26 protein-coding genes and 1 tRNA gene are annotated in these 21,200 nt (G+C 66.7%); 25 read left to right on the plus strand and 2 right to left on the minus strand.

What is annotated here, in order from left to right; genetic code table 11:
* Positions 1–83: 83 nt before the first annotated feature.
* From QIT00_RS04985 to QIT00_RS05080, 20 genes are all read left to right on the plus strand, one after another.
* Positions 84–1,181, plus strand: coding sequence for a ParB/RepB/Spo0J family partition protein (locus QIT00_RS04985; protein WP_282533845.1), 1,098 nt, complete (start codon positions 84–86; stop codon positions 1,179–1,181).
* A 262-nt stretch (positions 1,182–1,443) separates the two neighbouring features.
* Positions 1,444–1,779, plus strand: a complete 336-nt coding sequence (locus QIT00_RS04990) for a hypothetical protein (RefSeq protein WP_282533846.1) — start codon at positions 1,444–1,446, stop codon at positions 1,777–1,779.
* A 107-nt stretch (positions 1,780–1,886) separates the two neighbouring features.
* Positions 1,887–2,297 (plus strand): DUF488 family protein, encoded by a 411-nt coding sequence (locus tag QIT00_RS04995; RefSeq protein ID WP_282533847.1) that lies wholly within the window; start codon positions 1,887–1,889, stop codon positions 2,295–2,297.
* 339 nt (positions 2,298–2,636) lie between these two features.
* Positions 2,637–2,708 (plus strand) — tRNA-Gly (locus QIT00_RS05000).
* Positions 2,709–2,906: 198 nt separating this feature from the next.
* Positions 2,907–4,292 (plus strand): putative antirestriction adenine methyltransferase, encoded by a 1,386-nt coding sequence (locus QIT00_RS05005; RefSeq protein ID WP_282533848.1) that lies wholly within the window; start codon positions 2,907–2,909, stop codon positions 4,290–4,292.
* Entirely contained in the window at positions 4,289–5,197 is a 909-nt protein-coding gene (locus QIT00_RS05010) for a ParB/Srx family N-terminal domain-containing protein (protein ID WP_282533849.1), read from the plus strand. Before QIT00_RS05005 ends, QIT00_RS05010 begins: the two co-directional genes overlap by 4 nt.
* Complete coding sequence (locus QIT00_RS05015; RefSeq protein WP_282533850.1) at positions 5,194–5,442, plus strand: DUF6354 family protein; 249 nt, start codon at positions 5,194–5,196, stop codon at positions 5,440–5,442. Before QIT00_RS05010 ends, QIT00_RS05015 begins: the two co-directional genes overlap by 4 nt.
* Positions 5,439–5,906: a VRR-NUC domain-containing protein gene (locus tag QIT00_RS05020; RefSeq protein ID WP_282533851.1), complete on the plus strand. Its 468-nt coding sequence runs from the start codon at positions 5,439–5,441 to the stop codon at positions 5,904–5,906. Before QIT00_RS05015 ends, QIT00_RS05020 begins: the two co-directional genes overlap by 4 nt.
* A complete protein-coding gene (locus QIT00_RS05025; protein WP_282533852.1) occupies positions 5,903–6,115 on the plus strand; it encodes a hypothetical protein in 213 nt (70 codons plus the stop codon). The genes QIT00_RS05020 and QIT00_RS05025 overlap by 4 nt, the downstream gene beginning before the upstream one ends.
* A complete protein-coding gene (locus tag QIT00_RS05030) occupies positions 6,112–6,315 on the plus strand; it encodes a hypothetical protein (protein ID WP_282533853.1) in 204 nt (67 codons plus the stop codon). Before QIT00_RS05025 ends, QIT00_RS05030 begins: the two co-directional genes overlap by 4 nt.
* An 88-nt stretch (positions 6,316–6,403) precedes the next feature.
* Positions 6,404–6,949, plus strand: a complete 546-nt coding sequence (locus QIT00_RS05035) for a hypothetical protein (protein ID WP_282533854.1) — start codon at positions 6,404–6,406, stop codon at positions 6,947–6,949.
* Positions 6,946–8,412 carry a terminase large subunit domain-containing protein gene (locus tag QIT00_RS05040; protein WP_282533855.1) on the plus strand — a complete coding sequence of 489 codons (1,467 nt, stop codon included), beginning with the start codon at positions 6,946–6,948 and terminating at the stop codon, positions 8,410–8,412. Before QIT00_RS05035 ends, QIT00_RS05040 begins: the two co-directional genes overlap by 4 nt.
* 179 nt (positions 8,413–8,591) lie before the next feature.
* Entirely contained in the window at positions 8,592–8,996 is a 405-nt protein-coding gene (locus tag QIT00_RS05045; RefSeq protein WP_282533856.1) for a WXG100 family type VII secretion target, read from the plus strand.
* Positions 8,997–9,009: 13 nt separating this feature from the next.
* On the plus strand, positions 9,010–9,312 hold the full coding sequence (locus QIT00_RS05050) for a WXG100 family type VII secretion target (RefSeq protein WP_282533857.1): 303 nt from the start codon (positions 9,010–9,012) through the stop codon (positions 9,310–9,312).
* A complete protein-coding gene (locus QIT00_RS05055; RefSeq protein WP_282533858.1) occupies positions 9,312–10,982 on the plus strand; it encodes an RNase A-like domain-containing protein in 1,671 nt (556 codons plus the stop codon). The genes QIT00_RS05050 and QIT00_RS05055 overlap by 1 nt, the downstream gene beginning before the upstream one ends.
* A 49-nt stretch (positions 10,983–11,031) precedes the next feature.
* Positions 11,032–11,592, plus strand: a complete 561-nt coding sequence (locus tag QIT00_RS05060; RefSeq protein WP_282533859.1) for a hypothetical protein — start codon at positions 11,032–11,034, stop codon at positions 11,590–11,592.
* Between the two features lie 13 nt (positions 11,593–11,605).
* Entirely contained in the window at positions 11,606–11,905 is a 300-nt protein-coding gene (locus QIT00_RS05065; protein WP_282533860.1) for an RNase A-like domain-containing protein, read from the plus strand.
* Between the two features lie 12 nt (positions 11,906–11,917).
* Entirely contained in the window at positions 11,918–12,598 is a 681-nt protein-coding gene (locus QIT00_RS05070; protein WP_282533861.1) for a contact-dependent growth inhibition system immunity protein, read from the plus strand.
* 72 nt (positions 12,599–12,670) lie between these two features.
* Complete coding sequence (locus tag QIT00_RS05075) at positions 12,671–14,281, plus strand: hypothetical protein (RefSeq protein ID WP_282533862.1); 1,611 nt, start codon at positions 12,671–12,673, stop codon at positions 14,279–14,281.
* Positions 14,282–14,345: 64 nt separating this feature from the next.
* Entirely contained in the window at positions 14,346–14,852 is a 507-nt protein-coding gene (locus QIT00_RS05080) for a hypothetical protein (protein ID WP_282533863.1), read from the plus strand.
* Positions 14,853–14,866: 14 nt separating this feature from the next.
* Here the strand turns inward: QIT00_RS05080 and QIT00_RS05085 are convergent, their stop codons facing one another.
* Positions 14,867–15,976, minus strand: coding sequence for a DUF6183 family protein (locus QIT00_RS05085; RefSeq protein WP_282533864.1), 1,110 nt, complete (start codon positions 15,974–15,976; stop codon positions 14,867–14,869).
* A 381-nt stretch (positions 15,977–16,357) separates the two neighbouring features.
* On the opposite strand from QIT00_RS05085, the gene QIT00_RS05090 reads away from it, so the two are divergent.
* From QIT00_RS05090 to QIT00_RS05110, 5 genes are all read left to right on the plus strand, one after another.
* Positions 16,358–16,837 carry a hypothetical protein gene (locus QIT00_RS05090; RefSeq protein ID WP_282533865.1) on the plus strand — a complete coding sequence of 160 codons (480 nt, stop codon included), beginning with the start codon at positions 16,358–16,360 and terminating at the stop codon, positions 16,835–16,837.
* Positions 16,838–16,962: 125 nt separating this feature from the next.
* Positions 16,963–17,373 (plus strand): head decoration protein, encoded by a 411-nt coding sequence (locus QIT00_RS05095; RefSeq protein ID WP_282533866.1) that lies wholly within the window; start codon positions 16,963–16,965, stop codon positions 17,371–17,373.
* A 19-nt stretch (positions 17,374–17,392) separates the two neighbouring features.
* Positions 17,393–18,439 carry a major capsid protein gene (locus QIT00_RS05100; RefSeq protein ID WP_282533867.1) on the plus strand — a complete coding sequence of 349 codons (1,047 nt, stop codon included), beginning with the start codon at positions 17,393–17,395 and terminating at the stop codon, positions 18,437–18,439.
* Positions 18,440–18,716: 277 nt separating this feature from the next.
* On the plus strand, positions 18,717–19,028 hold the full coding sequence (locus QIT00_RS05105) for a hypothetical protein (protein WP_282533868.1): 312 nt from the start codon (positions 18,717–18,719) through the stop codon (positions 19,026–19,028).
* Positions 19,029–19,122: 94 nt separating this feature from the next.
* Positions 19,123–19,503: a hypothetical protein gene (locus tag QIT00_RS05110; protein ID WP_282533869.1), complete on the plus strand. Its 381-nt coding sequence runs from the start codon at positions 19,123–19,125 to the stop codon at positions 19,501–19,503.
* Between the two features lie 9 nt (positions 19,504–19,512).
* Here QIT00_RS05110 and QIT00_RS05115 read toward each other — a convergent pair whose 3' ends face one another.
* Positions 19,513–21,135 (minus strand): serine/threonine-protein kinase, encoded by a 1,623-nt coding sequence (locus QIT00_RS05115; protein WP_282533870.1) that lies wholly within the window; start codon positions 21,133–21,135, stop codon positions 19,513–19,515.
* Positions 21,136–21,200 lie beyond the last annotated feature (65 nt).

Below are 21,200 nucleotides of genomic sequence, written 5' to 3' on the forward strand. Positions count from 1 at the left end.
CGGTGAAAGTTGCTGAATAATAAAGTGATGTCATCACCTCAAAGAACCCCACCTTTGAGGACAGAGTGCGAGGAGACATCACAATGCCCACCAAGGCCGCGAGCAACACCGAGGTTCTGGACCTCCCGCTCGACCAGATCGAGCCCAACCCGGACCAGCCCCGCAAGTACTTCGACGAGGCCAAGTTGAAGGAGCTGGCCGCCCAGTTCACGGAGGTCGGACAGCTCCAGCCCATCCTGGTCCGCCGGCCCAAGGGCAGGCGCAAGTTCCAGATCATCATGGGCGAGCGCCGCTGGCGGGCAATGCATCGCGTGGACGGCGCCACGACCATCAAGGGCCAGGTCGTCAAGAGCGTCGACGACGAGAAGGCGTTCGTGATGAGCATCTCCGAGAACGTCGGCCGCGCCGACATGACGCTCATGGAAGAGGCCCAGGCGTACGCGGACCTGGTCGGGTTCGGGCACTCCGCGGAGCGCATCGCGGAGATGTTCGGCAAGACGCCGGACTACGTGAAGTGGCGCATGGACCTGCTCAACCTCACGACCGACATCGCCGCACTGGTGTCCGACGGGAAGATCAAGCCCGACTTCGCGTGGCACCTCTCCCGGCTCACTCCGGCCAACCAGAAGGCGGCCGTCACCCGGTACATGAAGGGTGACTTCAGGTCGGAGACGGACGCCTCGACTTTCGCGCAGGCGATGCGCATGAAGGAGAAGCAGGAGGGCTTCTTCTCGGACAAGGAGCTGTCCGAGAAGGAGAAGGAGGAGAAGACCAAGGAGCGCAAGCAGGCCAAGGGCAAGGTCGACCACGTGGAGCGCGCCGGCGCCCTTCTGCAGGAACTGGCGGGCAAGACGCCGACCGAGCTCGCGGAGCTCTTCGAGGGCGAGGTCGGCAAGCACTTGGACGCGATCGAGCGCGTACGCAAGGCGGCGGCCGAGTCGGTGAAGAAGCTGCGCAAGGCGAAGGCGATGTCGGAGGCCAGGCAGCTGGACGTGCGCCCCGAGCTCAGGGTCGAGGGCGACCAGGAGAACGGCGACGAGCGGGACGCTCCAGAGGGGGGCGATGCCTTGGCCGCAGAGGAGCCCACCGAGGCTGAGCTGGCCGAGGCGGCCGAGGAGCTCGCCGAGCTCACTGCGGCGGCCGAGCAGGAGCTGGGCGAGAGTGTCACCGAGGCTGCCTGAGGGGGCGGTTGCGCGGTGTACGGCCGGGGCTCCGAGCGAGCTCCGGCCGCACGCGTGTAAGGGGGCTACCGCTTCCAGGGGTAGGGCGAGAGTGGGGTTGAAGTGGGGTGATCCAGAATTCCGCGGGATGCGGTTCGCGTGCGGTCGGTGGCGGAAGTCCTGGAACCTCGATGAATGTAAACACTTGTCGAGCTAAGTTGATGTGGAATAGAATTATATTAGCAAGAAGTTGGCTCCATTCGACAGCGCTGAAGGGAATGCCATGTACGCATTCACGTTCCACAGGGTCACGTACGAGCCCACTGTGAAGGGCCCGAAGGACGGCAGCTCTGAGATCGCTCTGGCCTTCGCGAACGAGAGCAGGGAAACGGCTCGTCGGCTCGGGGAAGCCGGCCGGGAGCTGGCCCAGGTGACGGAGGCCCTCGCGCAAGCCATCGAGGCAGGGGCGACCTGCGAACACATCCAGGAGCTTCAGGAGCACCACCTGGACGCGACCCGCGAGTTTGAAGGCCTCCACCGCGAGTGGACTGCCCAGTCAAGCGCAGCCCTGAGCGTATTTCGTGACCATTGGGGCCACGGCGAGAACCGGCAACGTTAAGTAGCGGGCCGAAACGGCCTGGTGGGACCCAATCGGTCACCCCGGGGCGTCAGGTCGTATCGACGCCCGGCTGTGGAGCGAGCGGTGCGGGCGGTGAAGGGTTGAGGATGTTCGAGCTATTCACGCACAGGTACCGCGATTTCAAGGCGGAGATGGGGGTGCCTGTACGCATCACCCTGTCCCCTCCTCGATGGGCATTGCCCTACACCTTGGACCACAAGGTGCCCGAACTCGCTCCGAGCCGGGCGTATTTCGGTGCAGGGCGTGCGGAGTTCGAGTTGGCCTACCGGGCACAGCTCGATCGTTGCGGGGTCGAAGCGTTGGCGTCGCGGTTTCAGCGGATCGCCGTCGCGGCTGAGGATCTGCGGTTGGTGATGCTGTGCTTCGAGGACTTGGCCGAGCCGGGGGAGTGGTGCCATCGGCGCATGTTCGCTGCCTGGTGGCAGGAGCGGACTGGCGGCCAGGTCAGGGAACTCGGCCCGCTGGGGCCCGCGTACGAGCAGGGGGTGTTGATGTGAACGGTGCTCCTGGATGGCGCAATTGGGCTGAGATGGCAAGGGAGGACTTCGAGAAGGCGCCCGAGCCGAAGCCCGCCCCTCCCGGCCAGGGTGAGTTGTTCGAAGCGTCGGCGGTCCACTCGAGGGCTCGGAAGGTGCGGACGGTTGAGGATTGCCCGTACGGGACGATCGAGTTGATGAGCCTCGCCGAGGCTGACGAGTAGCAATCCCCCTCAGCTGTCAGGGGGGCGCTCGATTGACGGGCGCGGCAATCCGCGCCCGCCATATGTGTAGACAGTGCTTCGTCTGATAGGGTTCGATTGTTGGTGAGGGCCCGCCCTTCGGGGCGGGTATCGCCGCGCGTCGGTAGTGCACCTGGCAGCACGCCCCGCCCCCGGTGGGGAGGAGCCCGTTCGAGTCGGGCCCGGCGCTCGAGGATGCGTCCGCACGGGTTCGTGGTGCGGAGCCGACCAGCCCCCGGAACCAACCCTCCAGGCGTCCCCCGCGCCTCCTGGTTCCCAGGCGGTCCAGCACGGCAGGACCAGCCCCCTGCCCCTCCGGGCCCGCATCCCACCCTCGTTCTAGCTATCTAACTAACTAAGTAAGTCGGCACCCTCAGTCGGAGGCTCGATGTTCCACGGATCGATCCCCGCCGACCTCCGCGCGATCATCCATGAGCACACGGCCAGTTGGGTCGGCCAGGCCGAGGACATCTACGTCGGCTGCTCGGGCAACTTCACGATCGAGCGCGTCTTGCACGACTTCGGTTTCCGACTGCATGGCTGCGACGTGCAGCTCTACTCGTCGGCGATCGGCTGGTACCTCGCCGGGCAGGAACTGCCAATCACCCTGCGGGCCGATTCAGCACCCCAACTCGACTGGCTGGCCCCGTACATGGACGGCCGTGCCGGGACCTTGGCGGTCGTGCTCCTCGGCTCACGGTTCTTCCAGTGGCTGGGCCGGGACGAGCACCCGTACTACGGGCGCATGCTGGCGGCCTACAGGCATCAGTTCCCCGAGCTGCACGCCAAGACGGTCGCGAAGATCGAGGCACTGCCTCTGGGGCTGGCCTCGTATGCGGCCATGGACGTCAATCAGTGGCTTGCGGAGCAGGTTCCCGGCGATGCCCCTGTGGTGGCCTTCCCGCCGTTCTTCGCCGGGGACTACGAGTCGCAGTTCGCCGCGCTCGACCAGCACTTGCAATGGCCGGCGCCGGAGTACCCGACGCTGGACGATGCGGCGAAGCAGACGCTGGTGGAGCGCATCACGGACCGGCCGCACTGGGTGCTCGGCCTGCACTTCGACGTCGAGGAGCTGGGCGATCACCTGCGCGGTCAGGTGCAGACTGCGAACCGCGGTCTGCCGATCAACGTGTACTCCTCCGTTCCGCGGTCGCGGATCGTACGGCCGTCCCAGCGCCTGGAGTTGGTCAAGGCCCCACGGCTCGTACCGGGGCAGCGCCTCGGCGACCGGCTCGCGATCGCGCCGCTGAGCATGGGGCAGTTTGCGACCCTGCGGTCGCAGTACATGAACCACAACATCCGGCCCGGCACTCCGACGATGGCGCTCGCGGTCCTGGTCGACGGGGTCGTGGTGGGGGCATTCGCGTTCTCTACGCCGAAGTACGACCCGCACAACGTGTACCTGCTGTCCGACTTCCCGGTAGCGCCCACCTCGTACGGCCGTCTCGCGAAGCTTGTGCTGTACGCGGCCCTGTCGAAGGAGGCGCAGTTTCTGGCGCAGCGCACCATGAACACCCGTCTGACCCGGCTGAACACGACGGCCTTCACCCAGCGGCCGGTGTCTATGAAGTACCGCGGCCTGCTGCGCCTCAACTCCCGTAAGGAGTCGGCTGATCCGGCGTATCGCTACCAGCTCGACTACGGCGCCGAGCTCGGCCGTTGGTCTCTCGCCGAGGGGGTCGCGCGATGGCGTGACCGGCACGGACAGGCAGAGGGACTCAAGGGACCCGAACCGGAGAGGGGCGAGGAGACCGCAGGTGGAGGCCCGAGGTGAGTGAGCCGCTCAAGCCCCGCATGGTCGAGGGGGACCCGCGTGACCTGACGCTGCTGGACGTGAACGCACGGTTCATGCGGCACGAGCAGTTCCAGCGGCTCGTCACGAACCTCCGCGAGGACGGGACTCTGACCTCGACACCGTTGGTGTGGAACGACGCTGATTCCGGTCGGCGCATCGTCCTGTCGGGCAACCACCGCACCAAGGCTGCGATCGAGGCTGGCCTTGAGCGGATCTGGTGGATGGAGATCGCTGAGCCGCTCCCTCGGCAGCGGCAGATCGCGCTTCAGCTGTCGCACAACGCGATCACGGGCGAGGACGATCCGGCCACCCTCAAGGCGCTGTACGACGAGCTGGAGGACGTCTCCATGCGCCTCTACTCGGGCCTGGACGACAAGACCCTGGAACTCCTCGACGAGGTCAGTGTGCCGAGCCTGGCCGAGGCCAACCTCGACTTCGCCACGGTGCAGATCGTGTTCCTACCCGACGAGAAGGAGGCGGCGGAGCACGCCCTGGAGGCCGCTCGAAAGACCGCCTCCGCGGACGCCCGCTGGCTGGCGCGCATCGATCAGTACGAAGCCGTTCTCGACACGCTGGACTCGGTGAAAGGCGCACACAACATCGGCAATGTCGCCGCTGCCTTCGCGATCCTGCTCGCGGTGGTCGAGCGGCACCTCGGTGAACTCTCGGAGGGCTGGTACGACCCGGACGAGCTCCTTGCCGCGCGCAAGGGCAGCGCCCCCATCGAGACGGTCCTTGCCACGCGCACCATGCCGGCCGATGCCGCGGCCGTCGTCCAGCAGGCCATCGACCGGATGGAACGGGACGGCGACATCGAGACGGGGCGGCGCTGGCGCGCCCTGGAGCTGTGGGCGGCCGACTACCTCGCCGGGGCGGCCGGATGACGCATACCGATGTGGTCCGTCCTGGTCAGGTCTGGATCGACAACTACAAGCCGATGGCCGGCCGCTCCCTGCGGGTGCTGGCGGTATCCGCGCGGCACGCACAGTGCGTCGTCCTCACCTCTCCGGCAGCGGGTGGCGCGGTCGGCCACACCGTCAGGATCCTTCTGGAACGCATGCGGCCCACGAGCACCGGTTACGCCCTGCTCTACCGCCATGACGGCACACGTGTGGAAGGCGGCGCATGAACCCGGCTGCGCGTGCGGACCAGCAGCTTTACGCCAAGCTGCTCAAGGAGCGCTACGGCCCTCTGGACCAGCTCGAGGCCGAGCGCTACCCCCGCGATGCGGTCTCCGTCGAGCGGGCACAGGGCGGCGTGAGCGAAGAGCAGTGGCGCAGGCAGGTCCGCGAGATAGCGACCCGATACGGCTGGCAGCTCCAGTACCACACGGCCGACTCGCGCCGTTCCGATGCCGGTTGGCCGGACGAGGTCTTCGGGCATATCAAGCAACGGCGCACGCTCTTCGTCGAGTTCAAGACGGACGACGGCCGCCTCCGCCCCGCACAGCGCGTGTGGCTGGCCCACCTGTCCGACTCTGGGTTCGAGGTCGCCCTGTGGCGGCCAAGCGACCTGCACACGGTGCTGCGCGTTCTGGGCCCCGCCCGGCAGCGCGCCATCCTGCCGCCGAGCTTCCGGAGGCCCGCGCCGTGACCTGCCCGTATGCCGCTGAGGCCAACCGCCTGCATGCCGAGATCGACCAGCTGACGACCGTCCACCGGACGGCCGCACGCCTGGCGCGCTCCCTCACCGAGCACCTGGCGGACGAGCCGTTCCGCCTCGCCGACCAGCTTGCAGGGCTCCTTGAAGGCCGCCTTGAACCCGAGGCCCTGGACGAAGGGGCAGGGGAGGCGGCGGTGTGAATCTCGCGAAGGACAACACGGCTTGGCAGCGCACCTTGTCGGTCACCCCGCTCACGGACGCCGAGCGCCGCAAGGCGGCCCTGTACGTCGCCGGTCGCGCGGTGGGCCGCGACCGTGACCAGCTCCGGGAGGACGTCCGAGACCTCCTGGAGCACCTCGGGCTTCTTGACCCCCGGCTGCACGGCATAGGGAACGAGTGAGGACCGGATGAGGTGAACAGCCCCTGCGCAGCCGCCGATAGCCTCGATCTTGGAGGGCGACGCGGCCGGAGACAGGAGTAGCGCAGGGATGGCAGAGCGCCCCGAGGCATGGGAGCGGCAGCCGGGTGAGTCGGCCGCCGCGTGGGAGGCGTTTGCCTGCTACCGCGACCTCGGCCTGTCGCGCAGCATCAGCAAGGTCGCCGACACACTGCGCAAGACCCGCAGCCTGATCGAGCGCTGGTCCGTTGCCCATCAGTGGGTACTGCGCGCCGAAGCGTGGGATCGCGAGCAGGACCGGCTCTGGCGCAGCGAACGCCAGCAAGCTGCCCGTGAGGTCGCCCGCCGCCATGCTCGTCTCGCGTCGGCCGCGCAGGCCAAACTCGTCGCTCAGCTCCAGCAGTTGGACCCGGCCCGGCTCAGCCCTGCCGATGTGATCCGCTGGCTGGAGGTCACCGTACGCATCGAGCGTCAGGCGTACGGCATCGACCTCGCCGAGGCTGCCGCCGCCGGCCCCGCTGCCGTCGACGTGGCGGACGTGACCGGTCTGAGCGATGAGGAGCGTCGGGCGCGCATGGAGCAGCTGCGCCGTGAACTCGAGGCCCGGATCACCGCCGTGGACGGTGGGGAACAGTGAGCATCCCGCCCGAGTCCGTCCAGGGCCTGGCCCCGGCCCGGATGTCGGACGCCCAGCTCCACGCCGAGATCACGTCCTTGATCGAGGCCGACTCGGCATCGGCACGGCGCTGGGCCTGCGACCGCCCCGACTGTGACGGTCTGCCGCACGAGGGCTGGCTCCACCACCATGCCCGCGCCGTGCAGCGCCTGCCCGAGGGCGCCTGGACCGCCTGGCTGACCCTGGCCGGCCGCGGCTGGGGGAAGACTCGGACCGCCGCCGAGGCCGTACGGGAATGGGCGGCGAAGCCGGGAACGATGATCGCGGTGGTCGCGAAGAACGCCACGCTGGTCAAGGAGATCTGCTTCGAGTCCCCCAAGTCCGGCCTCCTCGCGGTCATCCCGCCCGAGGACATCCGCCACTACAGCCCCGGCAACGGCCTCACCACCCTCCGGCTGAAGAACGGCTCGGCGATCTACGGCTTCGGCGCCGAGACTCCCGACAACCTGCGGGGCTTCGCCTTCGACAAGGGCTGGCTCGACGAGTACGCGGCGTGGAACCGGCGCACCGCCCAGTCCGTGTACGACATGCTCTGGTTCTGCCTGCGCGAGGCCCCCTCCCCGCAGGTGATCGTCTCCACCACCCCCAAGCCCCTCCCGCACGTCAAGCGCCTCGTCGAGCGCGGCCAGGCCGCGACCGGTCGCCGCAGCGTCGTACTGACCACCGGCCGCACCGAGGACAACCGCGCCAACCTCTCCGTAGCCGCGCTCGCCGAACTCGACTCCGAGTACGGCGGCACGCGCCTGGGCCGACAGGAACTCGACGGCGTACTCCTCGAAGACGTCGAAGGCGCCTTGTGGAAGCAGTGGATGTTCGAGGTCGAGGGTTTCCGCGTCGCCCGCCCCGCGGTCCCGCCACTGGACCGCCTGGTGGTCGCCGTCGACCCGGCCGTCACGACCACCGACAGCGCGGACTTCACGGCCTTCACGGTGGCCGGCCGGTCGTATCCCCTGGAGCAGATGTACGGCGACCGCCGCCCCCGCGGCTACGTCCTCCATGCCGAACAGGACCGCTACACCCCCACCGCCGCGATGCGCCGGGCCGCCGCGCTCTACCACGAGCACCAGGCCGACTGCGTCGTCATCGAGGCCAACAACGGCGGCGAGTACCTCCCCGCGCTCCTCGCGGAAGTCGACCCGACGGTGCCCAGCCGCGTCGTGCGCGCCACCCGCGACAAGCGGGCTCGTGCCGCGCCCGTGGCCATGCTGTACGAGCAGTCCCGCATCACGCACGCCGGTCCGCCACGCACATTCGCGGCCTTGGAGGAGCAAATGACGACGTACGTGGGCGCGAGCGAGCACGAGGAGAAGTCACCGGACCTACTCGACTCGGCAGTGTGGGCGCTGACGGATCTGTTCCTGGACGCATCCGTCGCCGGCGCCCCTGCACGGCCGTCCGACGGTCGGCTTAGAGGTCGCCGCTGACCGCCCTCCCCAGGCCAACGTTCTGGCTACTCGAAAGGTCGCGCTGGGTAACTGGCAGAAGCGCCCGTTGCCGCTCCGAAGTCTTGGCGCATATGTGGGTGCAGAGCTCACTGAGCGTGTTGCTAACGTGACCTGCGTTGTGCACGTGGCAACGTTCGAAGACTCGGGGGAGAGCAACAGTGGTTGGGCATTCCGACCTCAAGGTCAGTCATGACGACCTGACGCGCCTCGCCGACGAGCTCCATGACATGCAGGGCTACCTGGAGCGCCAGGTCCGCCGCATGGACGGCGTCGTCGACGGGATTGAAGCGGGCTGGAGCAGTCCTACGGCCAAGGCGTATCGCAAGCTCCACAACGAGGCAGCCGAGGACGCTGTCCGTATCCGGGACATCCTGAGGCTGATTGAACAGGCTGTCCGGATGAGCCGGGACAACTTCACAGAGCAGGAGGTGGAGACGCTCCAGAGCTTCCGGCAGATCGAAGCCCGAGTGGATGTGGCCCGCGAGGCGGCCGCACTCTCTACACCTAACTCCGCAGAAGCCGCGCCTGCCCCGCCTCGCAGCGGCCTCGCAGATTTCGACTAGTACGGGGGACTCGATGTCTGACGACGGGCACATAACCGTTGATTTCGCCAAGCTGCGCGACGTTTCCATCGAGCTGGAGGACATCCTCAGGCAGCTGAACGGCAGGCTCCAGACGCTCTACGACAAGGTGGAGCCGATCGTCCTTGCCTGGGAGGGGCAAACCCGCGAGATATTCGTCGACAAGCTCGACGAGTGGGACCACTCTGCACAGGACCTGCAAGCCGCCCAGACTCGTCTGCACGCGATTGTGACCCACGGGCAGGCCAACTATTCCTCCGCGCAGCAGGCCGTCCTGCGCGGCTGGGGAGCGCAGTGATGACCACGCCACCACCCACGCAAAACGGCAAGATCGACGTCACACCGACCGCCCTGTACGCGCTGTCAGGCAATGTCGCTGCCCAGCAGGACTTCATGCACAAGGGCATGAACGGCTTCCTCACAACGCTGGAGAGTTACCCGGATTCCGGCGGCCACGGCACTGCCGCAGAGGAGTTCGCCAAGGCCTACCAGCAGGTGGGCAACCAGTTCGTCAAGGTGTGGGCCAAGGCAGTGGTCAGCATCGGCGGCGCAGCCGTCGGCTTCACGACGACAGCCAACAACTACGCAGCAGCGGACGCTGCCACCGACCCCTCTGGAACGGCCAACCCCACACACCAGTCCCCGCCCCCGGTGATCGACACCCCGCCGGGATACCGGACTGTGACCGACCTGAAGTGGGGGGACTTCGACTATGGGCAGAGCATCTGGCAAGGAGCCCTGGAAGGGCTGGAAGGTGCAGTCCTCTCCATCCTCCGTCCCCTGCTCGAGGACGCCTGTCGCTGGGGCAAAGCCGCCGAGGTCCTGCCGCTGCCGGACTACCTTGGCCTCGACTCGATCTCACAAGCCTGGCTTACCCCTGGCGCCACGTTGGGATGGGTGGAGGACAACCTGACAACGGCCATGAATGGGGTCACTGACCAGTCCAACAGCGAGTGGTATGTCGCCATGCGTCAGTTCTGCAGTGCGATCTGGGGCACGAGCGCATGGGGCCGTCAGCGAGAGGGCTACGTGTGGAGCCACGACCAGGCCAAGCCCGGCAAGGGAATGAGCCACCCCATACTCGCCGTGCTGACGGATACCTGCGACGCGGTCAGCGATGCGCTGCGCGCCTGGGCCGAGGCTGCCGAGACCGCGCGCGACGAGCTACGGCGGATCTTCTATGAGGCCGTCATGAAGGCCCTGCCAAGTATCGACCTCAGGGACGGCCTCGGCATCAAGGATCTTAAGAGCCTGGGCAAGGGCCTGTTGAACGTGGGGACGGGACTTGCCACCGGGGTTGTTCTCGAGATTGACGAGGCCGCGATGGTCGCCACCGTCACTGCGTACAACAATCGAGTCCATAGGCAGATCCCAGAACTCAAGAAAACGCTCGAAGCCCTCGAAGAGGCGTATCTCGGCGCACCGGCGTTTCAGGCAGAATCCGCGCGCGCAGAGGCTTTCGGAGCCCGCGCACTCACCGAATTCAAAGGTGACCCTCTCTACACCGTTCCTGGCGATGACGAGTCAAAGCACAAATATCCGGTCGACTTGGCGAACCAGGAAGGCATGCTGGGTGCTCATGTCATCGATAAGCACGTTGGAAAGACAGATGCGCAGCTCGAACAGCGACTTCGCGACCAGCAAACGGTGAGGGGTTCCGACATCAACCCGAAGGCTGCCTCCTCGTTTGAAGACTTGAACGATGCACAGCGCTACACTCAGGCGACATTGGACGATCCAGGCAATCAGCGAAAGATTGAGAAATGGCTTGCGAGAAACCCCGACCCCAACTCATCTCGCGTCATCGGACTTGAATTCAATCAGCCTGTTGGTCGAACATGGGATCGGGGAGATTCGTCCGCCCACGACGCCAAGAACGTCGAAGTGGTCTTGCGTCCCGCCCCTGGCGGTCACCCTCCATACGTCGTTCTGACCTCGATGCCCACGGACAAGACACCACCGCCGTAGCATCCCATGAGAGCGATAGGAGCGGCAGCAAGAGTGGATTGGAGATCGCATGACTAAGCCAGAACGGGCACGCTGGGAGGACGCCATCTTGGCCCTCTTCGGCGGTCTTGCTTTCGCGGCGGTCGGCGCCAGAGAACACGAAGATTGGCGACGAGACGCCGTAGACGTCATGAGGGTCAGGTCGGCAGATCCGCGAGGCTGGAAATCGATCAACTCTGCGCCCGACGGCGACGTGTGGACCGTCTGCGGCCCGGAGATGCCCTTCCTTCCTCCGTCCCTTGAGGACTTCGACTCCGTATTCCCGGTGTCCAGCCGATCAGCGGCTCAGATCCTTGTGACCCTCCAGGGGGAATCCTTCTACGAAGGAAACATTCCGCATTTCGACGACCGAAAGGAAGAGCTCCTGGAGCACGCTGCCGTCATCCTGGAGCGCTTTGGACAGGGTGCCGCCTGCTATACGAATGCTGGAGCGGCTCGGGAGAACCCCGATGCCGACATGTTCGCCCGGGAAGGCGAGTATGAGTGCTTCACGGACTACACCATGGACTGTGGCGTGATCGCGGTTTCTGACTCCGAGGTCGGCGTCTTCTGGGCTTTCATGATCGACTGAGGAAGGGCGAACTGTGCTCACCCGATCTGCGACCTATCCCGACCGGGAGACGGCCCAGTGGGCCACCCAACAGGTCGTAACCCGCAATGAACAACTCATCCACCGTTGGCTGGCCCAGGCCAGCCGACAGCGCCTCACCATCGAGGCATCGTGGCCGTCGCGTACGGAACCGGTCGGTCGTGTCCTGCTCCAGGCAATGATGCTCGCCGGCCGTGAGCCGGTCGACACCTACGCCGCCCGAGTTGTGCTCAAGCGTGAGCCAGCGAGCCCGCACGGCTTCGTCGTCCACTCCACGTTCCCGATCTACCTGTAGAGGTCCGCCGCCGTGTCCATGAAGCCGCTCGAGTTCGACCGCCGCTACGGCGAGCTGGACCAGGTGATCAGCGCATTCCTCGGCCAAGTCGCAGACGACGAGCCGGACAAGCCGAGCGACGCCCTACAGGCATACCTTCGCCACACCTGGCACACCCGCCCCTGGGCCTTGGGCACCGCAGAGCAGCAGCTGCGCGCGTACGCCGAGAACCCGCCCGGCCGGCTCAGGCAGCGTCTCGGAGAGTTCTACCCCGTACCGGACGTAGGGCTGCCGGATTCCGAGATCCAGGACTGGCTAAGGCAGCTCGCCGACCACATCAAGGCGAGCATCGAAGAAGGGCACGTACCCCCGCCCTCCGTACCCGAGACCCACTGGGAATGGCGGACCCGATTCCCTGAGCTCGCCCAGTTCCTCGGCGGCTGGTTCTCCCAGGACATGCCCGACGAGTTCGCAGACCATGACGCTGCAATCGACGACTACGCCAACTCCACAGATCGCCAGCTCGTCGCGCGCCTGATCGGGGAGCTGCAAGAGCTTCTCGCCCTGGGCGTCGAAGAGTCCGACTACGCACTCGCCCTTGCGGAGTTGGGTATGGAAGTGGATGTACCAACGCCCTACTCCCCCAGTGCATGGCTCGGGCTGGTGGCGGAACGCTTGAGCGCGCCGACCCAGCCGGACAGCGATAAGGGGTAGACGAGCGGGTACGGCTAGCGCGTTTAGACTCCGCCCTCCTCGTGACCTGAAGCGGAGCTGAGCGTGCGCCGTATGCGGAGCCTGATCATCGATACGTGGGGTGCGCTGTCGTACAAGCCAGCGTTTCAGCAGGCGACTGAAGGACGCGCCTGGCACCTTCCTGGCGCCGCGTCGGCGGCGTGGATTCCGGAGGCGGACCGACGCCGCCTGGCCGCGTACTCGGTCCTGGCCGCGTACGACACCAATCAGGCCGCTGCGCTGCTGGGCGACGAGGGCGAGGATCGCCGCGAGTACGGGGACGCATCTCTCATCGTCGAACAGACACTGAGCCACTTGCTCGGCGAGACGCAGAAGATCGTGGTCGGGGACGGACAGGACGACGAAGCCGCCGCCGGGGAACGCGATGCGCTGCTGCGCGAATGGTCCGAGGCAGAGCATCTCTGGATGCGGATGCAGCATGCCGAGCGCACCGCTGTCGTCCTGGGTGACACCGTGTACCTGCTGGCATGGTCACGCACCAAGAATCGCCCCGTGCTGCAGACCATCGACCCCGGCTTCTACTTCCCGGTTCTCACGGACGCCGCGCTCGGTGCCGACGAGTACCCGGAGCGGGTACATCTGGCCTGGGAGGTCCCAGCGGATCCTGCCACCGGACGCCGGGCAACGCTTCGGCGAGTCACGTACGAACTCGGCCCCGTCGATGGTGAACCGAACACCCAACGCCAGTACCCCTGGTCGCCCCAGCCGAGCAGCCGCACGTGCTATCTCACCGACGCCGAATGGGACTTGGAGCACGTTCAGCGAGCCGACGGCATCGATGTGCTCTCGCTCAAGCACGCTCGATTCCGAACGAACGCCGACGGCGACGTACTCAATCGGCTCGACCTACGGCTGGACTTCCTCCCGATCGTCCATGTGCCGAACACCATCACCGGGCCGGAGCACTTCGGTCAGTCCAGCCTTCTGTCGGCGGCGCAGCTTCTCGACGACCTCGGTGCCGCCGACACCGACAGTCAACGCGCCGCTGCGACGACTGGATCGCCGATCATCGGTTTGTCAGGGGCCCGGCTTCCTGTTGATCGCAAGACGGGTCAGCCGCTGCCCGTTCAGGTGGCACCGGGCATGGTGTGGCCGCTGGGTGAGAGTGGCCAGTTGAGCACGGTGGACACCTCTGCTCAGCTCGGCGAGATGCGTTCGTACGTAGAGGTGTTGCGTGACCGATTGTCGGTGATGAGTCGGCTGCCCGGCAGTGTTCTGGGCACGGTCGCGCCGTCCGAAGTGCCTTCTGGATACGCGATGCAGCTGAGCTTCGGGCCGTTGGACGCGATGGTGCGCTCGATGCGGTTGGCGCGGGCCGGGAAGTACGCGCTGTTGCTGAAGATGGTGATGCGCCTGTACCAGGCTGGCGGGGTACTGCCCGCTGGGGAGAATCCGCGCGCTGAGGTGGCGTTCGGCTCGTACCTGCCCACCGATCAGGCGGGGACATTGGACTTGGTGGTCCGCGGCGTTCAGGCCGGCGTGCTGTCGTTGGAGACTGGGGTGCGGATGATGTCTGAGGGCGGTTTCCCCATCCCGGAGACTGCGCTGGAACTGGCCCGCATCCGAGCGGAGAAAGAATCAGCCCTCGCCCGGCAGGTGGAGCCTGCGGAGACGGAACCTGCGGACGGTGCGGCCGACGCGTGACGGGAACGGTCGGAGGCATGGTGAGGTGGTCGGGGGACTCTTGGCGCAGTGAAGGGGAATGGACATGACGTGGGGCCCAACCTGGCGGGGAAGCCGTCGCATACCCACTGCGGCCGCTGTCTGTGCGATGTTGTCGGCGCCGTTGGCCGCCTGCTCGCCCGCAGATTTGGCGGCGAGCTGCGTGCCGCCAAAGTCGAAGGCGGTCATCGCCTCCGAACTCGTCGGCACCTTCAAGGGGGCGAAGGACGCGGACGACGCCGGCATCGTGTTGAAGGAGAAGCACGGCCAAGGTGGAGGCACGCTCTCGGTGCGCAACTGGCCCACCGGGGACTACTACCGGGACTCCCTGGGTGCCACCTTCGACGGCACCGGAACGTGGGAGATCCAGCCCGCTTCGAAGACCGTCAAGAACCCCTTGTTGCACCTGCATTTCGAAGAACCGAAGGAGTTCGCCTCCGGGGGCACGGTGGACATGCTGAGCGTCGCGTCCGACAGCAAGCGAACTGTGATCTACGAGGACACCGACCCAGACGTCTGCCCTAAGTTCCGCTTGGAGCTCCGGAGGAACTGAGCTCGAGGGAGTGCTTAATCGGTGTCCGTCGCCGCAAGCACAGCGATCCGACGGCGATCGGGAGACAGGGCGGCAATGCCGTAGTCGTAGATCTCGTTGTGGAACCACTCCGCATCGGCCTCGAAGTGGAACCACGTGCATTTCCGGGCGCGGCGCTCCACCTCATCCATGCTCGCGTCCATCGGACTGCCGCTCAGGCCGGCGATCGACTTCCACGCCCACAGCCGACCGTAGGCACCCTGGGCTCCCGAGCTGTACATGCCGCCCATTGACGCGGTTTCGAAGAGCAAGCCCCAGATCTCTTCCACCGGTCGGGTAGCCACCTCGAAACGATCTGAGGGGCCGAGCCCCTCGACGCAGGACATCGGCAGGGTCGGCAGCAGAGCAGGAACGCGATCGATCGTGATCGCCTCGTCCAGCGTGAAGACCCACGCCCCGCAGTCACCCCAGCCGCCTGCCTCCACAGCCGCGACAATGGTCTCGTGCACGCCCAGCGTTGCGATGTCCCGGAGCGCGGACGGTTCGGTCGTACGTGGCGTCGGCGGGTCCACACGGCCTTCGGTAGGCAGCCCGGTTGACACCCCTCCAGCAGAGCTGCGGAGCTTGCGACTCGGAAAGCGGACGTGAGTCTCAAGGCCACTACGGTGCGCCGGTAGCCAATTCAGGGGACGCCCGCCGGGCCGTGCAAGCGACCAGAACCGCAGCGGCCAGGACGCTTCGACATCGACGCCGCGCAGAACCAGCTCGTGGAGGAGACAAGAACGCAGGTCATCCAGCCGGTCCCGCTTGCGGCGGTTGAAAACGGTGGCCGCCAGGTCTGCGACACGCTGGTGCTCCGCCAAGAGCGAGGCGACGAACTGAGACTGGACTCCACTCCCCACGGGGCGCTTTTCATCGAGGAGTTGAAGTAGTTGCACCAAGCTGCTCTGCCCTGGGGTGAGAGCGAGGACCCGCACCACGTGGGCCAACTGGTACTCGTAATCCCGTACCTGCTCGACTGCGGCCGCATGCCGGTCGGCCAGCCGTGTCGCCAGCTTGCGCAGGTAATCGACATCACCTTGGGCGGCTCGCTGTTCAGCCTGCCCCCATGTGAGGCTGCCGAGATCGTCCTTGGCATCTTCCACGGTCTGCCACCCTACGTCCGCTTCAGCGACCGGAAGCGACCGGCGGGCCGTCGGCAGTTGCGCTCGTACGGATGCTTCCCGGTAAGGGCATCGGGGTTTAGACTCCGCCCGCGCGGGGGGCGGCTGGGCAAGGAGAGTGTGTCCTTGAACGCGCGCCCGGCACGGCCGCCGCTCCCCCTCGCGCCCCTCGGTTTCCGACGCGACGGACGCCCGATCCTGCCGATCCTCGGCGCCGCGGACGACGAGCTCGGCGGAGACCAGACCAGTGAGGGCACAGCTCCTGGCCTGCCTTCGAGCCCACAGGCCGATCAAGTCACGTTGACACAGGATGAGTTGTCTCGTCGCTTCACGAGGGAGAAGGATCAGGGCCGGCGTGCCGGCGTGCGTGAGCTCTTGGCGCAGCTGGGGTTCGACAACGCACGTGCACTGCACGAGTTCGTGCAGTCGCAGCGGGACGCCGAACAGTCGAGGCTGTCGGACTTGGATCGCCGCGAGCAGGAACTCGCCGCTCGTGAGGAAGAGCTTGCCGCGCGAGAATCGTCAGCGGTCGCCCGGGAGCGGGACGCCGCGCGGCGAGCGGTACTCGTCGGTCTCGGCGCTGCCGGCGTGGAGCTGGAGGACGCGGCCGTCCTCCTGTCCCGTACGACGGACGAGGAAGTGGACGACGCAGCGCTCCGCAAAGCGGCGGACAAGCTCAAGAGCAGGCGGCCGGAGCTCTTCGGCCAGCGTCCGCCCGCCCCGCCGCCCTCTGGAAGTCCCGATGGCGGTGCACCGCCTCGCCAGGGCAAGAACCCGCCCCGTCCGGGAACGGCCGGCCTGGAGATGGCACGCCGTCGCGGCCATCTGACCACCATCCCGTAGCCGCCTCACACCGTTCAGCCACAGCAGGGACCGTGCCCCAGCCCCCGAGATCACGGACCACGGCGCCACAACGTGGCGCGCTGGCAAAGCCCCCGTACCGGATCTCCCGTAAGGACACCTGCCCCATGGATCTTCAGCCGACCACGACCACCGAGCATGTCACCGCTGACCGCCCCTGGCTCGTGTCCCGGCACGGCCTCGATACTCCGCTGAGCATCACCCTGGACGTCGCGCTCTTCTCCCCTGGTGAGCACTACACGCCGGGCCATGAGACCCAGCCGCGGTCCTGCTTCACTTCTGGCATTCCCCTGGGTCGGGTCACCTCGACCGGCCTGTACGGACCGTGGGAAGCGGACGCCTGTGACGGGCGTGAGGTGTTCGCCGGCGTCCTGCTCGCCGAGGTGCACTTCGCCCCCGGCTCGCGGCGTGCGGCAGGCGCACTGCACTGGCACGGCGTCGTCGCTGCGGCCCAGCTCCCGTGCGGTCTCGACCCGGCGACCATCACCCGCTCCACCGCACAGATCCACTTCGTCTAGGCAGGGAAACGACACACCCATGCTGGACACCCTGCTACGCGACATCGACGCGACGGACATCAACGCCTTCGCGCGCACCATCACCACACCGGACGACTTCGAGCTAACCCGGACGGTGATGCCCGAACGACGCCTGAACTCCGTCAAGTTCAGAATCAAGAGCAGCAAGCGGCGCGTGAACGCGGCCAAGTTCAGGTCCTACGACGCGCAGACCGCCGTGGCCCGCCGCCAGGCCGAGCGCATCATCACCGAGGGCATGCTGCCGCCGTTGGGCCAGAAGCTGATCGTCGGCGAGCTGGAACAGATCCTCCTGGACACAGCGCGCGGTGCGGACGCGTCGGAGTTCGTGGAGCTGCTCTACGACGACGTCGAGCGGCACGTCGAGTCGATCCACAACCGTATGGAACTGGCCGCCGGCGACCTCCTCGTCGACGGCGTCTTCACCCTCAACGGGGAGAACGGCCTGAACCTGGAGGCGGACTTCGGCGTGCCGTCCGCCAACAAGCCGACGGCGGCCAAGCCCTGGTCTGATCCGACCAGCGATCCGATTGCGGACGAGCTGCGCTGGATCGAGTACCTGAGAGCGATCGGCGCCCCGCTCCCGGCTCGCGTCATCACGTCGTACAAGGCCCGCGCGGTACTGGCGGCGAACGACGCCTACCGGGCGGCGTACTACGGCAGCGTCAATGGCTCTACGACGCCCACGGCGGTCCTCGCGCCGAACGAGGTCGAGGTCGTCCGCGCCCGCTACAACCTGCCTCCGATCACGGTGTACGACGTCCAGATCTCGGTGGACGACACGTACCAGCGCGTCATCCCGGAGGACCGGTGGATCCTGATCCCGCCGAACCCCGAATCCTGGGCCGAGACGCAGTATGGCGTTACGGCCGAGTCCCTTGTCCTCACCAGCGGCTCCAACCCCGCGCTGCTCCGCGAGGACGCCCCGGGCATCGTCATCACGAGCGGCCACCAGGACGACCCGGTCCAGGTGTGGACGAAGGGTGCCGCGGTCGCGATGCCGGTGTTGTACGTACCGGACATCCACGTCACGGCGAAGGTGCTCTGACGTGGCCCAGAGAGAAGGGACATCGCCCGGCGCCGCCAGCCGCCGTCTCGCCGAGACAGTCTTCGTGACCGACCCGACCACCCATGACACCGTCGTCCTCAAGGCTGGGTCGGAGGTCCAAGACCCGGCCTTGGCTGCGCAGATCACCCACCCCGACGCTTGGGAGCCGGTTCCTTCGGCACCGCGGAGCGCTCGTCGGGCCCGTTCGACTGACTGACGTAGGCGGGCGGGGTGTACGGGCACTCCACTCGCCGGCCTCACACCGAAAGGCGCTCCCGTGCGACTGACCGACAACGACTACGCGTATCTACGATCAGAGTTGGGGCCGACGGACCGCGACAACCTGGATGCGCGCTACCAGCGGCTCGGCTCTCTCCAGGCCGTCGCCGCAGAGGTGTTGCGTGAGCGGAAAGCCGCCCTCGTCTCCGACCCTCTGTCCGTCACGGTCCAAGGGGTCGCCACAGTCAACAACGCCGAGAATGTCCGAGCACTTGAACGTCAGATCATGGCGCTTGAGGAACTCACAGTGGACGACAGCGCAAGCGCATACGCAGTCCTAGTGCCTCTACGGCGGAGCGGGAACCGCTGAACGCCCTCCTGAGCTCCCTGATCAAGGTCCTACGGTGCGGCGAGTTCGGCTGTGATGAACTTAGGTTCGTTAGCCGAGAGTTGCAGGGGGAGAAATGGCAGCCGAGGAGTCAGGTCAGGCAACGTTCGTTCCGAGGAGCGTCAGCGAGGACGCACGCAGGATGTGGAGGGCGTCGTCCATCTGGATATTTCTTGCCGCGGCCGTATGGGTCTGGTTCGCCTACCTGATGCTCGGCGGCTATGGCCCCGAGGACACGTCGACATCCGGAAGCGATTTCGTTTGCCAAGGCCCCTTGATCGACCCGTTGCCCGGCAACAACGTATGCCACAGTGAGCTGCGCCAATGGCCGGTGCTGCTTGGCATCCTGGCGCTGGCAGTCATCACTTCGGTCGCCGCCGCGGCGTCGTCGGTGTACGCCATGGTCCTCTCCCGCCTGGGGCGCAGCGGTGCGCCCAGCACGCCCTCACAGAGCTGAGCCTAGGCGTCACTCATCGGTGAAACGCCGCAGCCGGGCCAGGAATCCGTCGATGTCGGCCAGCTCGGGTGCACTGGGGCCACGCAACGACATCGTCGCCTGCCGCAGTTCCTCGGCCGCCTTCACGGCTTCGGGGAAGCGCTCGCCTGCTGCAAACAGGCGCGTGAGGGCGGAGAGGGAGTCGAGGTAGCGGGCGACAGCCTCGACATTCGTGGTGTCGGGCTTCTTCGCGACGTACGCGCGGAACTCGTCGATGGCTGCGGTCGTTTCGCCAAGCGACATGCGGCATTGGGCTGTGTAGTAGCGGCACAGCAGGGCCTGGTCGTCCTCGGTTCCATACCTCGACGCGTAGCCTGTGCCAGCTTCCTCGAAATGGCCGGCGGCTTCGCTGTAGGCGCCGGCCAGGAACCTCACCTGGGCCAGGGAGAAGATGAGGTCGTCGCGCAGGAGTTCCTCGGCGCGGCCGATCGCGGTCGAGAGAAGGTCAGCCGCCTGTGTGAGCTTGCCGTCCTGGGCCAACTGCGCGGCAACGTCGGCGACTTCGTCCGCCTCCTGTTCCGTCAACTCGTCCGCAGACGGCTGGGCCGCTACCCCTGCCTCGACCGGCACGACCATGGTGGGCGTGTAGCCGACCGGCGAGACCCGCTTGGGCGGGCCGCTGAAGGGGCGGCGGAACGGCTGTCGGGGGTCGAACTCCGCACGGATGCTGTGGTCGGCGTCCTGCTGGTAGACCCAGGGCAGCAGTGCGTCATAGACCTGTGAAGCGTCCAGGCGGCGTTCCGGCTCCTTGTCCAGCATCCCGAGGAGCAGCGTCTCCAGTTCTGTGGGGACGTCGGGGCGCATGGTGCGGATGGGGGGCGGCATGCTGCGCACGTGATGCCAGGCATGGGAGTGCTCGGTGTCAGCACTGAACGGAGGGCGGCCGGTGAGGAGTTCGTACATAACGCAGGCCAGGGCGTAGATGTCGGACGCCGGACCGACCTGGTTCGCCAGGCTCTGCTCGGGAGACATGTACGGCGGTGTGCCGATGGTCATGCCTTCTTGTGTCAGGCGGGGATGCCCGCCCGCGCCGCGCAGTGCCGCGACACCGAAATCGAGAACCTTGACGACGCCGTCGGTGCTGATCATGACGTTGGCGGGCTTGATATCCCGATGGACAACGTCGTTGCGGTGCACCTCATCCAGTACCGAGGCAATCTGCACCCCCGCCGCGGCTGCCCAGGAGATGCCGAGGGGTGCGTAGTCGTAATCGGTTTGATCGATGAACGTCTGCACCTCGCGACCGCGCAGCAGCTGCATCACCACGAACAGCTGGTGCGTCGTCTCGTCTATGCCGGTGTCGTAGATGGCCGGGATGCCGAGGTGTTCCAGGGCGGCGGTGGTGCGGACTTCGCGGAGGAACCGGTCGCGGCGGTTGGCCATCATCTCGACTGCGACGAGGCCGGGGATGCCGGGCAGGCCGCGGGTGTCGGTGAGCATCATTTTGACCGCGACGCGGCGGTCCAGGCGCTCGTCGTAGGCGTGCCAGACCTCGCCCATGCCGCCGGCGCCGATCGGGTGGCCCAGCCGGTACCGCCCCGCGATCACTCGGGACGGTCGACCGGCTTCCTCGGTCGACGCATTGTGCACCACTGCAGCAATCCCCCTCTGTCACGGTGCTTTGCCTGCACCGGAGTTCGAGTTGAAGCGTCTTCTCG

Source organism: Streptomyces luteolus (assembly GCF_029968015.1).
Lineage (GTDB): Bacteria > Actinomycetota > Actinomycetes > Streptomycetales > Streptomycetaceae > Streptomyces > Streptomyces luteolus.